The sequence below is a fragment of the Pseudomonas sp. P5_B2 genome, from assembly GCF_056400445.1.
In genome coordinates this window covers 1-555 of the sequence record NZ_JBFULH010001474.1, presented here as the reverse complement: position 1 = coordinate 555, position 555 = coordinate 1, and the positions used below count along the sequence as shown (strand labels likewise).

Below are 555 nucleotides of genomic sequence, written 5' to 3'. Positions count from 1 at the left end.
GTGGTGCCGGCCAATTGGCCGAGCTGGCAGAAAAATTTCCGGCCACGATGGCAAAAGTCCAGCTGCTGGTCAGTGACGAAGCTGCGCTCTGTTTACTGCTGCGCACTGCCAGCCTTTGGTTGGAGATGCTGCCACCCAGCGAAATTGCCGGCAAAACCGCCGAAGCGGTTTCAACGGCGGTGGTGCAGCTGCTCATCGATATTCTGATCGGGATTGTCCTGACCTTCGCCGGTGCGGGGGCGGGCATTGCCTATTTGGGGATGCGTCTTGCGAACTACGGCGCGCGGATCGTCACCGCCGTGGTGGGCTTCGTCAAAGCAATCTTCACCATCATCAACAGCTTCATTTCCTACGTCGACCGCTACAAAACCGTCGCCGCCCGCGGTGTCGCGGCCGGCCTGAAAAAAGGCCGCACGCAGCTGCGCTGGGATGCCAAACGCAACACCACCCTCAAGCAAAACGAACACCACGACAACGTCCCCGATCAGGCGAAAAACCCCAACGGCGACTCCGCCGATTCCGCCAATAAAACCGCCACCAACAAATGCCCGGTGT

Annotated in this window: 1 pseudogene; it reads left to right on the top strand. The window is 59.6% G+C overall.

Features of this window, described 5'->3' with window-relative positions:
* Positions 1-555 (top strand): annotated as a pseudogene (locus tag AC1DRJ_RS31910) (type IV secretion protein Rhs); the annotation flags it as partial.